This window comes from Aestuariibacter sp. GS-14 (genome assembly GCF_006494365.1).
In the GTDB taxonomy this organism is placed as follows: Bacteria; Pseudomonadota; Gammaproteobacteria; order Enterobacterales; family Alteromonadaceae; genus Alteromonas; species Alteromonas mangrovi.
Map to the genome: position 1 here is coordinate 226499 of NZ_VHIP01000006.1, position 12160 is coordinate 238658.

Consider the following 12160-nt stretch of genomic DNA (forward strand, 5'->3'; position numbering starts at 1 on the left):
ACAAAGAATTACAAACATACTCGATGATTATAACAATGAGCGTTAGTTATAAATAGCCTAACGTTTAATCGCATTTAACCAATCATCTTTTTCAGTCACCTATGAGATTTTCCAGCCAGTCTATGAACTTAACGTTGTGTCTGTTACAACGATCTGACTTATCTGGAATGTAATAACAAAGCGCTGAATCAACAGCTTTTGTATGCAGTTCTGTGAGCACGCCTGCTTTAACGTAACCTTTCACGAGTGTGGCAGAGCAAAACACCAACGCATTTTCAAGCAGTGCCTGTTGGATACCAAATAGCTCCTGATCAAATGTTTTGACTGTTACAGGTTTATTCTGCAAGCCATTAAGCTCAAGCCAAGCGTTCAAAGGCACCTTTGGCAGCTCATTATTTTTCCATTCCGTTGTGTAAATGGTGAGGTGTTCAGCCTGCTCATATTGGTGTACCGACTGAACTCTACTGAATACGTTAAACCGTTCCGTAACCAGAATATCATCTGTGCTTTGCCGCACTGTTTCACCAAATCTAACAGGCAAATGGAAACTATCCGTATCGATACTTTCTCCACTTATTATATTTACCTGAACATCAGGATACTTGTTATAAAACGCCTGTAGCGAAGGAATTAGCACCAACGCAGCAAATGACGATGTGGTAGACACGGTGATGTGTTTGTCTGTTACCGCTATTTTTTCGATTGCCGCTTCAATGGTTTTAAATCCCTGGCCAGTCGCAACTGAAAGTTCCCTTCCCGCTTCAGTTAGTTTTATCTTCCTTCCCACACGTTCAAACAGGCTTACACTTAATCGCTGCTCCAGATTAGAAATGTGATGCGATACCGCTGTAGGAGAAATGGACAATTCAGCCGCAGCCGCCTTAAAACTCCCAAGCCGTGCTGCAGCATCAAACGCTTTCAGTGCGGGCAAAGAAACCTGCATAATCTCTCCTGTCGTTAGCACTTCAAAATAGATGAATTAAACTCACCCATAGATGCATTTTACTCGTTTGTTACTTATGTTCAATCGCTTCATTATAGCAGCCTGAGTAAACTAACAAAGGCATTAACAATGAGTGTTATATTACATGTAGATTCAAGTGTAAGGGCAGCATCTAATGCTAACCCTGATCATGACTCGATCTCTAAAAATCTGGCGAAATTGTTTATTACACAACTAAAGTGCGAATTGGATATAGATGAATATATCTATCGTGATGTTGGTATGAATCCACCGCATTTTATTACTCAGGACTGGATTGGTGCGGTGTTTACTTCTGAAGCCAAAAGGGACAAACAGCAAATGCAAACCCTGGCGTTGTCAGATGAACTCATAGCCGAAATAGATCGCGCTAAACTCATAGTAATTTCATCACCAATGTATAATTACGGTATGCCTGCCCAATTAAAAGCATGGTTTGACCAAATTATCCGTATCAATAAAACGTTCGACTTTGACTTGGCCCGTGGCGATCAGCCGCTGGCACCGCTGTTATCCAATAAAATCTTAGTAATCATTACCTCAAGTGGCGAATTTGGCTTTGAAAAGGGAGGGGTTAACGAAGCATCAGGCCATCTGGTACCGCATTTACGCACACTAAGCAAATATCTCGGCGTAACAGATATTTACGAGATTGCTTCTGAATATCAGGAGTTTGCCGATCATCGTCACGAACGCTCATTGCAAAATGCCAAAAGCGCAGCCAAAGCACTGGCATCTCAGCTAGCGACAATTCTGAAAGAAAACAATGAACATACAAGGTGTAGTTAAGGGTAAAAGCAACGTTACGCTATTTCTTAACACGATCTCAACCTAGCTCAGAAAAACGTAAACAGAAGGGAACAATAGGCAGGCACACCGTCCGTTGAGAAAATCACGGTAAAAAAATATAGCTCTATATATTTTAAGTGCTTATTGAATTAACGAGATTAAAAAATAGACATTAACAGTAATTAGTAGTGTGCTCACGATCGTGATACCAGTGTAGTAAAAAAATGGCATTTGCTTTTTTCTAAGTGAACCTTGTGGTCCCGGCAACACCCCAAACTTATAGGCGATGAGCAGTAAAGCGCTAAATACAATGGTCAGAAATAAATATACCCCAAGTGGCATATAGGTAATGTTGTCAAATCCACTTATCGACACAACTGCCAGTGCAATCACAAGTGCTAGTGCGAATCTGGTAGTATTACCGTAGCATCCGAAGAGCGTATTTATGAGTTTCATAACAGTTTACATCGCCAGAAATATAGGTTTATCAGAAATCATATTTAGATAAATATCATAAATTCAATGAACACGTTACCAGGCACATTGCTATTCTTAGATAACTAGGGCGTGTTGATCTTTGCTGTATGATTTTGCAGCACTCAAAACAAATGAGTTAATACTAGTCAACTCTGGCGGTGATGCGAGGTATTGTGGTAGCCATAAACTTCATCCTAATGTGTCAAAGTGTCACACCAAAATTGTGCTCTTAGTGTGATTAAATAGCAATCACAGTGTCATTTTGGCACACAAGAAGCCATGACCTCAGTAAACAAAAAATAGAGTGCTATTGTAACTGTGCTTTCCAGCGATATTTGAGTCTGACCAATAAAAGCGTTACTCATCCTGCTTTTATTTAAAGTCAGATCAAGTTGACACTCACTCGCTATACCCAACAAAGTAGCCTGAGACGTGCCACTCCCTTTCACAAAGTTACTCAGTTACATTAACCCGCCAGGGCGGGTTCAGTCGGTTCTCGCCCGCCCAATACAGCTTTATTTTGTTTCCTGACGGGTCGTGAAGAACGGCTTCGCGCCATAAGTACCGCTCGGTTTTCGGCAACTGTTCAAACACCACACCTTTGCGTTGCAAATGCTCTACCCATTCATCCAGCTGTTCGTGTTCAAAATAGATCACCGCATGCTGAGCACCGCAATGGTCTGTCAACGATAGCGAAAACGTGGATTCGCCTTCCGGGCAGGCAAACCGGGCGTAATGCGGTGTATCCACAATGAGCGTGAAGCCCAGCTTTAAGTAAAAATCCACAGCTTCCGGCATATTGGTGACCGGCAGCGTTACCTGATTCAGGTTCATTTCACGTCCTTACTTTGTGGTTAGAAAAAGGCTTGCAGGCCGGTTTGCGCTCGTCCGAGAATCAAGCCATGAATATCATAAGTACCTTCATAGGTATTCACCGTTTCAAGGTTGATCATATGGCGCATTATGTGGAACTCGTCGGCTATACCATTGCCGCCATGCATATCGCGCGATTTGCGTGCGATATCCAGCGCTTTACCGCAGTTATTGCGTTTAATTAGCGAAATCATTGCAGGATCATAGTCGCCGCTATCGATTAACTGCCCTACCCGGTAAGCCGCCTGCAATCCTAATGTAATCTCAGTTTGCATGTCGGCCAACTTGGTTTGAAACAGTTGTGTTTGGGCCAGAGGCTTGCCAAACTGCGTACGTTCAAGCCCATACTGGCGCGCAGCATGCCAGCAAAATTCAGCCGCCCCCATGGCTCCCCAAGCAATGCCATAGCGAGCCATATTCAAACAACTGAACGGGCCTTTTAGCCCTGACACACCCGGCAGGATGTTCTCGTCTGGTACAAACACATTGTCCATTACTATCTCGCCAGTGATCGATGCCTTGAGCGATAACTTGCCATGGATCTCAGGGGTGCTTAAGCCAGCCATGCCGCGTTCGAGCAGAAAGCCACAAATGGCATTATCCATATCGGTATTTTTCGCCCACACTACCATCACGTCAGCCAGAGGCGAGTTGGTGATCCACATTTTGCTTCCCGTGAGCTTATACCCACCATCCACTTTTACCGCACGGGTTTTCATCCCAGCGGGATCTGATCCGGCATCGGGCTCCGTTAAACCGAAGCAACCAATGAGTTCACCGGTTGCCAGGCCTGGTAGAAACTTTTGCTTTTGCGCTTCGCTACCAAATTGATTGATCGGATGCATCACCAGTGAAGATTGCACGCTCATGGCACTGCGATAACCGCTGTCTACACGCTCGACTTCGCGGGCAATCAGTCCGTACCCAATGTAGCTCAATCCAGCACAACCGTAGCCGTCAATCGTTGCACCCAGCATCCCCATTTCACCAAACTGACGCATGATGGCCGGATCAAACCTGCCTTCGCGGTTGGCTTGTAAAATACCGGGTTGCAGAGTGTCCTGACAAAACTGATGAGCCGTATCACGCAACATGCGTTCTTCGTCAGACAGTTGCTTATCCAGCATGAGTAAGTCCTGCCAGTAGGGATTGGCGGCCATAGTTGTCTCCTGATTGTCGTTTTTCTAATAAATTACATTCGGTTAAGGGGTAAAGACGTGGTGTATTTGATTTGCTCCATAGCAAAACTCGACGTTACATCCCCCAAATTAACCCCTTTTATGAGTCGCTTGTAAAAATGATCGAAGCTCTGCATATCGGCCACCATCACTTTTAGCAGGTAATCGTATTCGCCAGACATCCGGTAAAATTCCACCACTTCCTCGAAGGCACTGCAATGTTCGGCGAATTGTGCTAACCATTTGTCATCGTGTCGTCCGGCTTTAACTTGGACAAAAACGATTAAATTGAGGCCCAGCGAGTGTGCATCCAGCAAGGCAACCCGGCGTTTTATCAGCCCTTGCTCCTGCAAGCGCTGAATTCGCCGCCAGCAAGGCGTGGCCGTTAATCCTACGTTCTCGGCAATATCCTGGATCGCAATATCAGAATCGGCTTGCAATAGACTAAGAATCTCTTTATCAATCGAATCCAAAGTAATATTTTTCAACTTATTGCCTTTTTAAGGAATTAATTTTTAAAAATACTGACATTATCTGAATTTGTTAGCAATTTATTTCGGCCGAAATTGCCATACTGGTGTTATGTTTATTTGCCAGAGTCCAGCGCATGCATAATACGCTTTCCTTTCCGCAGCGCGTTGCGCCACGTCAACGTGTAGTGCAGTGCATTACTGACACGATTGGCAACACACCTACGCTTCAATTAAACCGCCTGTGTGCAGAAGAGCAGACGCTGGGACAGGTATTTGCCAAACTCGAATACTTTAATCCGGCAGGTTCCATTAAAGACCGCGCGGCCAAAGCCATGTTCGAACACATTTTGAATACGCACCAGCACGCTAATCTGAATGTGATTGAAGCAACATCAGGCAACAGTGGCGTTGCCTGCGCATGGCTAGGCGCTATTCATCAGGTGCCGGTGACCATTGTTATGCCTGAGCATATGTCGAAGGAACGCCAGCAGCTTATTCGCTTTTACGGTGCCAATCTTATTTTAACACCTGAAAAAGACGGAATGCCCGGCGCCATGAAGGTAGCAGACACCCTGCTGCTAACCATTGAGGGTGCGGTGTCGATGAATCAGTTTGCTAACCCGGTTAACGCCGCCGAACACGCGCGAAGCACGGCAAGGGAAATTTGGCAGGACATGGGAGAGCACATTGACGTGCTGGTAACAGGTATGGGCACGGGCGGCACGGCAACGGGTATTGGTCGCTTTTTAAAGCAGCAACGCCGTGACATAGAAATCGTTATTGCTGAGCCGAGCAACTGCCCGTTGCTCAGCGAGGGCAAAAGCGGCACACACGGTATCCCGGGGGTACATCCCGGCATGGTTCCACCGTTGCTGGATAAACGCGTCATTGACAAGGTAGTAAAGGTAACCGATGAGGCTGCACTACACATGGCGCGTAAGGCGGCGTGTAAGGAAGGCATTGCTGTGGGAATATCCAGTGGCGCAACGCTTGCCGTTGCATTCTCGCTTGCCAGGTTGCCTGAGTACCGCGCAAAGAACATTTTGGCGATTGCTGCAGATGGGGCTGAACGGTACTTTTCAACCCCCTTGTTCAGTCAGCCGTAATCCGATTGACCTGTTTGATGAGTCAGCTTACCTGCTGAATGACTGCTTCGCTGAGCTTTATAGGCGTCGCTCATTGTGGTGAAGCGACTATTGGACTAAATGTAATACCAATTCGCATAGCTAGCGAGCAACACGCATCCACCATGGCGTATCAAATTTTACGTCAGCAGAAGGGATATCCAGTGCGCCCGGCCGCTCCAGACTTTTCCAAAACAGCGTTTCGTATTTTTGTTCATGAAACACCAGGCGCCCCATCTTTTTATATGCCATTAGCAACTTTGTATAGGCTTCTATTGGCATATTCGGATGACCTTGATCGAATACAACTCTCCCCCCAAACTGTTTAAACAGATTTTTATCTACAGCGAAGCGCAGTGCATTAAAGTGCGCCAGAGAGTCGAGTTTTTCTTCTGTCAGGCCTGTGTTTGCATACACTTGCTTAAAACCGGCAATATGCGCAGGCTCAGGTTCAATTTGATTTTGCTTCGCGTAGTCTTCTACCAACCCACGCAATATAAATGTATTCACCTGGCTGAAATAAAAAATTTCCTGGCGCAAACGATTTTCTTCAGGATCCTGCTCGCCTTGGGCAGCTGGTTGTTCGAAATCCCGTTTAAGAAATGACTTATCAGCGACGGTTACTACCTGCTCAATCCCATGTTCAGTCTGGGCGATCCCACTCTCAGTCTGGGCGATCCCACTCTCAGTCTGGGCGATCCCACTCTCAGTCTGGGCGATCCCACTCTCAGTCTGGGCAATAGCAAATAATGAATTAAAAAACAGGAAAACGAAAAGCAATCGATACATAGAATCCCTCAACAAGGCTTGAGTGATGGGTATCAAGAATACAGCGCCTATCACTGCCCAGCAGCAATACGTGTAAAAGAGGAAGCAGGGAGCCTGACTTCAGAAGATAAACGGGCTCCCGACAACGCCGGGAGCCGTAAAATCATTAAAGGGCTGAAACGTTAGCCGCTTGCAGACCTTTTTGGCCTTGTTCAACTTCGAATTGAACTTTTTGACCTTCAGCAAGAGTTTTGTATCCTTCAGATACAATTGCGCGGAAATGTACGAATACGTCTTTACCGCCGTCGTCTTGCGTTAAAAAGCCATAACCTTTTTCTGCGTTAAACCACTTAACGGTACCAGTTACTTTAGACATGAAAACCTCAAAAAAACTCTGTAAAACCTTTGTGCTAAATTGCACGGACTTGCTTTTAAATAGGGTGACTTACGGCAAAACTAACAACAGGTTTAACAGCATCGAGGTTTAATTCGATGTTTATATCTGCGCGACGTTAATAGACCAACGAAAGCACAACTATTTAAAGAACATAAATACTATAACCACACACTGAGTAAATTGATACTAAAATTGCGAAAGTTATTTAGATTTAATAAAAAATTAATCTCGCAGGTCAGTGTCAAGCCCGTTATTCCGGCGCTTTGCGGCCTTTCCACCACGCTGCAAACCAACACATCATACCAGTTAAACCGATACAGGCAGGTAACGTCCAATGCACGGAATACAACGGCACTATAGCACTCACTATCACCAGAGTAGCACCTACAATGCTCAGATGCAGTGATTTTTGAGCCCGTACGTGTTGTTGCAGAATGGCCATATTTGCCTGCTGCTGCTTTTCTGGAAAACGCTTAATCTGCTTGAGGGTGTCGTAGAGTAAATCCGGCATTTCCGGCAGCTTTTCGCTCCAGAAAGGCAGATTTGTTTTTACTTTGCTGAACATGGCTTTTATGCCAATCTGTTCGCGAAGCCAGTTTTCCAGAAAGGGCTTTGCGGTTTGCCACAGGTCCAGTTGGGGATACAACTGACGGCCAAGCCCTTCTACGTAAAGTAGCGTTTTTTGCAATAATACCAACTGCGGCTGCACTACCATATTGAAGCGCCGCGCGGTATTAAACAGTTGTACCAATACATTGCCGAAGGAAATTTCAGCTAGCGGCTTTTGGAAAATCGGTTCGCAAACGGTGCGAATGGCCACTTCAAATTCGTCAATATTGGTGTCTGATGGCACCCAGCCTGAATCGGCATGCAGTTGGGCAACCTTGCGGTAGTCGCGATTAAAAAACGCAATAAAGTTTTCAGCCAGATAGCGCTTATCTTCCTGATTAAGCGTACCCACTATGCCAAAATCAATGGCGATATACTGCGGATTTTCCGGGTTTTCCCGGCTCACAAATATATTGCCAGGGTGCATGTCAGCATGAAAAAAGCTATCTCTGAATACCTGGGTAAAAAATACCTCTACACCGCGTTCCGCCAAAATGCGTAGATTCGTATTCTGTTCAATTAACGCTTCAATGTTAGAAATGGGAATACCGTAAATGCGCTCCATCACCAGCACATTTGCTCGGCAATAATCACTGTAAATAGTGGGTACGTATAGGGCCTCTGAGCCTTCAAAATTGCGCCCCAACTGCATGCCATTGGCGGCTTCACGCGTAAGGTCGAGCTCATCAACAATGGTTTTTTCGTATTCTTTAACTACTTCTACCGGACGCAGGCGTTTGCCGTCGGGTAACCACTTCTGCAACACTTTCGCCAGGGTCATCATCAGCTCGGTGTCAGCCACAATGGTTTTGCGAATATCCGGGCGAAGTACTTTTACCACTACGTCAATGTCGCCCTCTTTTAATCTGGCTGCATGTACTTGCGCAATCGACGCCGACGCGAGCGGCGTAGTATCAAACTCGCTGAACACTTCACCCAGCGCCTTGATTTGTAATGACTGGCGAATAATGTGCTGAGCGCGCTCGGTGTCAAACGGAGCCACCCGGTCCTGTAACAGGGCTAGTTCATTGGCAATATGAGGGGGTAGCAGGTCACGGCGGGTAGACAGCATCTGGCCAAATTTTATGAACACCGGGCCCAGTGCCTGAAGCGCCAACATAATGCGAGCCCCGGCGCTTTTATCTTTATGCCGATTAGGGATCCAAAAAATACAATGGCGCAACACACGGATGTACCAGGGCAACCAACGGCCAGGAATTAATTCATCCAGGCCATGTTCGAGCAGTACTTTATTAATGTGATAGAGACGAAGAATACGCATAGTTTAAGACTGCTTTGACTCCAGGCGCGATAAGCGGGATTCGAGGCGTTCGGCATCGTCGCGCAAACGGCTAACTTCATCGGAAAAGTGCATCACTGCCAGTTTATGTGCCGCCAGCTGTTTTTCGTCGGTGAGTGCACTACCCAAAATGAGTGAAGATTTGTTACCAAAGCGCGCTAGCTGCTGCCCTACTGAGCGTGCAAACGAAAATGCATGATAAGCAACAACATCGCCGGTATGCTGGGCCAATTGCTCTTCCCAATCAATGTGCAGCGAATTCAAAACGCCGGAAAATTGCTGAGCGATCGCCAGTTCACCCGACACCTCCAGTTCGCCAGCTTTAATTAGCTGCGTAAGCTGACTGGCTTCTTTTAACTTTGGCAGCACGGCCAAACGAGTAGTCACCACACATGTGGATTCATCACCGTCGGGCAGTGCATCCAATGCCAACACATCAATCTGTTCTGATATAGCCAGCGCAATGCACTGCTTAATGTCGGTCAGGTTTATGACCAGGCGCTTACCCTGTAAACGTTTCAACCCCTGCCTGGCGTCAGGATCCAACGCCAATAACTTATTAGCCAGCGTTTCGGCCGCTGCCGTAAGAAGCGGTACCGTTGGCATTAAAACTTATACCCGCGATGCAAGGCTACAATACCGCCAGTGAGATTCTGATAATCGCAACGTTCGAAACCGACGTTTTCAAACATGCTTTTAAGCGTGTCCTGATCCGGGTGCATACGAATCGACTCTGCCAGGTACTGGTAACTTTCTTTGTCATTCGCCACTATCTGCCCCATGGTTGGCAAAATGTTAAACGAATACCAGTCGTAGGTTTTCGACAACACCTCGTTAGTGGGTTTGGAAAACTCCAGCACCAATAAGCGGCCCCCCGGCTTTAGTACGCGGAAAATCGACGCCAGTGCTTTGTCTTTGTCGGTAACATTACGCAAACCAAATGCCATGGTAACCAAATCAAAATGGTTATCGGGAAAAGGTAATGCTTCGGCATTAGCCTGAACGTAATCAACGTTACCTACCACGCCCTTGTCGCGCAGTTTGTCACGGCCTACCGATAGCATGGAATGATTGATGTCGGCTAACACTACGTGCCCAGTTGTCCCTACCAAACGCGAGAATTTAGCCGCCAAATCACCGGTACCACCGGCCAGATCCAGTACCTTTTGCCCTGGCTTGATACCGCTGCAATCAATGGTGTAGCGCTTCCATAAGCGGTGCACGCCCATCGACATCAGGTCGTTCATCATGTCGTATTTTGCGGCAACGGAGTCAAATACCCCGGCAACCAAAGACGCTTTTTTCGAACGTTCTACCTGACGAAAACCAAAATGGGTAGACTGTTCCGCACCGCTTTCAATTTGCTTGGAAGCGGATGGAGAGGATTGTTGCTCTTGCATGGCTGACTTCTTCTGTTAATGCTTAGCGCACCGCCAACGGAGTTAACGGCGCGTTAAAGTCTGAACTGGCAATAAATTTTCTGCTTGCCAGTGTACCCAAAACCGCTACGGCTTACCATCCTGAGCTTGTTTGAAGGTGGCAAAGAAGCTGTCTTCATTCCAACTGGGGGTTTGCTTAGCGTTTGCCAGGCTCATTACGATTTCAAAGTTAATATCCACAAACTTCGCCGCCCATTCGTAATCTATAGGCAAGTTCAGGTCGTCGGAGGGCATGTGATAGTGCTTTTTCAGGAAATCAGACGCCGGCATGCCAATCGCATTTTCTTCCTGATTACTCATACCCGGTACCAGATACACCGCCGGCACGCCTTGCTTGACCAAACTGTACTGGTCGCTGCGCACGAAGATCGCCTGTTCTGGCATCGGATCGTCAATTAACTTTATTTCGTGCTTTAACAGCGCCTCACGCACTGGTGTTTCCAGTGAACTGTGGGTTGCGCCAAACGCAATCATTTCGTCGGTCCGATAGGTTAAAATTGGCATATCCAGATTCACGTTTGCCACCATGCTGTGTACCGGCACAGGTGGATAATGTGCAAAATATTCAGATCCCAACAAGCCTTTTTCTTCGCCCGTCACAAAAGCAAAAATAACCGAACGCTTAGGTTTTACTGCTGAGTGGCTTATTTCATGCGCAATTTCCAGCAAAGTAGACACGCCACTGGCGTTATCCATGGCGCCATTATTGATTTTATCTTTCAGCACCGAGTGCCCGCTGATACCAATATGATCGCTGTGGGCAGTAAGCACAATGTACTCATGTTTGAGTACCGGATCGCTGCCTTCCATGATGCCTATTACATTAGGGCTGGTTGTGGCCGTGTGGGCCGATTTACTGGTAAAGGTGGCAGAGAGTCCGAGCGGACGCCCTTCGATTGGCTCACCATTTTCCACTTTGTCGAAATAGGTTTGTAAATCCAGACCAGCCAGTTCAAATAATTGTTTACCCGCTTCCACGCTCAACGTAGCACCGGCTTTTAGCTCCGGAAACCCTTCAAACACACTCCCGTTGGCATCAACCCAACGAGTGCGGGGTGTTCTTACATACAATTTGCGCTTTTCAAACGGAAACACGTTTTCAGACACCGGCGTGCTAAGCACAATAGCACCTATGGCACCGTGCTTCACCAGAGCATGTGATATTTGACGGCGAAAATGAGACCCTTCTTCACTTGGGAAACTATGGGGCCGATCTGACAGGATCACCGCCACTTTACCGCGAAGATCAACGCCCTCGTAGTCGGTGTAATTAAGAAATGGAGCTTCAATACCAAATCCCGCAAACACCAGCTCGGCAGTTATTTGCGTGTCAGTTTCGTTTATGTCTGCGCTCATGAGCATGTTGTCCATGAACGCAAAATCAATACTTTCGCTGCCGTTAGACACCGACAACGCAGACGCTTTCATATCAATGGTTGCCTGTTTAAACGGCACCATCTGATAATAACTACCCGCATCGCCAGCAGGCATAATGCCCAGTTTGGTTAGCTCACTGGCAATGTACAACGATGCAAAGTCATGCCCCTTACTGCCCGTATCACGACCCTCTAACAAATCATCGGCCAACAAACTCATATGACCTTTAAAGCGATCTGCTGAGCCAGCCAATGCAATATTGCTACTTGCTGCAACTAATCCCGTTGCGCATGCAATACCTATCAGGGTTTTAGCGGTTCTTTTCATTTCTGCCTCAATGTTTTTGTTCTGATGCTTTGCTGAGTGGGGTAATG

Annotated in this window: 12 protein-coding genes; 2 read left to right on the forward strand and 10 right to left on the reverse strand. The window is 46.6% G+C overall.

Going from position 1 to position 12160, the window contains the following annotated elements:
- Nucleotides 1-91 precede the first annotated feature (91 nt).
- The gene (locus FJ444_RS12160; protein ID WP_140958567.1) at nt 92-943 is read right to left on the reverse strand and encodes a LysR family transcriptional regulator; all 852 of its coding nucleotides are present in this window, start codon (nt 941-943) and stop codon (nt 92-94) included.
- A gap of 129 nt (nt 944-1072) precedes the next feature.
- Here FJ444_RS12160 and FJ444_RS12165 point away from each other — a divergent pair, with 129 nt between their 5' ends.
- Complete coding sequence (locus FJ444_RS12165; RefSeq protein WP_140958568.1) at nt 1073-1771, forward strand: FMN-dependent NADH-azoreductase; 699 nt, start codon at nt 1073-1075, stop codon at nt 1769-1771.
- A 930-nt stretch (nt 1772-2701) separates the two neighbouring features.
- Here FJ444_RS12165 and FJ444_RS12170 read toward each other — a convergent pair.
- The 3 genes from FJ444_RS12170 to FJ444_RS12180 are packed head-to-tail and all read right to left on the reverse strand — an operon-like array spanning nt 2702 to nt 4772.
- A complete protein-coding gene (locus FJ444_RS12170) occupies nt 2702-3082 on the reverse strand; it encodes a VOC family protein (RefSeq protein ID WP_140958569.1) in 381 nt (126 codons plus the stop codon).
- Between the two features lie 20 nt (nt 3083-3102).
- A complete protein-coding gene (locus FJ444_RS12175) occupies nt 3103-4281 on the reverse strand; it encodes an acyl-CoA dehydrogenase (RefSeq protein ID WP_140958570.1) in 1179 nt (392 codons plus the stop codon).
- Nucleotides 4282-4313: 32 nt separating this feature from the next.
- On the reverse strand, nt 4314-4772 hold the full coding sequence (locus FJ444_RS12180) for an Lrp/AsnC family transcriptional regulator (RefSeq protein WP_140958658.1): 459 nt from the start codon (nt 4770-4772) through the stop codon (nt 4314-4316).
- A gap of 134 nt (nt 4773-4906) precedes the next feature.
- Between FJ444_RS12180 and FJ444_RS12185 the strand changes: the two genes are divergently transcribed.
- Nucleotides 4907-5878, forward strand: a complete 972-nt coding sequence (locus tag FJ444_RS12185) for a PLP-dependent cysteine synthase family protein (RefSeq protein WP_140958571.1) — start codon at nt 4907-4909, stop codon at nt 5876-5878.
- A 120-nt stretch (nt 5879-5998) separates the two neighbouring features.
- Here the strand turns inward: FJ444_RS12185 and FJ444_RS12190 are convergent, their stop codons facing one another.
- The 6 genes from FJ444_RS12190 to FJ444_RS12215 all read right to left on the reverse strand — a co-directional run bounded on the left by FJ444_RS12190 (nt 5999) and on the right by FJ444_RS12215 (nt 12113).
- The gene (locus tag FJ444_RS12190; RefSeq protein ID WP_140958572.1) at nt 5999-6685 is read right to left on the reverse strand and encodes a hypothetical protein; all 687 of its coding nucleotides are present in this window, start codon (nt 6683-6685) and stop codon (nt 5999-6001) included.
- 145 nt (nt 6686-6830) lie between these two features.
- Nucleotides 6831-7040 (reverse strand): cold-shock protein, encoded by a 210-nt coding sequence (locus FJ444_RS12195; protein ID WP_140958573.1) that lies wholly within the window; start codon nt 7038-7040, stop codon nt 6831-6833.
- 271 nt (nt 7041-7311) lie between these two features.
- Complete coding sequence (ubiB, locus tag FJ444_RS12200) at nt 7312-8952, reverse strand: ubiquinone biosynthesis regulatory protein kinase UbiB (RefSeq protein ID WP_140958574.1); 1641 nt, start codon at nt 8950-8952, stop codon at nt 7312-7314.
- 3 nt (nt 8953-8955) lie between these two features.
- Nucleotides 8956-9576, reverse strand: coding sequence for an SCP2 domain-containing protein (locus FJ444_RS12205; RefSeq protein WP_140958575.1), 621 nt, complete (start codon nt 9574-9576; stop codon nt 8956-8958).
- Entirely contained in the window at nt 9576-10370 is a 795-nt protein-coding gene (gene ubiE, locus FJ444_RS12210) for a bifunctional demethylmenaquinone methyltransferase/2-methoxy-6-polyprenyl-1,4-benzoquinol methylase UbiE (RefSeq protein WP_140958576.1), read from the reverse strand. The genes FJ444_RS12205 and ubiE overlap by 1 nt, the downstream gene beginning before the upstream one ends.
- A 105-nt stretch (nt 10371-10475) precedes the next feature.
- The gene (locus FJ444_RS12215) at nt 10476-12113 is read right to left on the reverse strand and encodes a M28 family metallopeptidase (protein WP_140958577.1); all 1638 of its coding nucleotides are present in this window, start codon (nt 12111-12113) and stop codon (nt 10476-10478) included.
- Between the last annotated feature and the right edge of the window lie 47 nt (nt 12114-12160).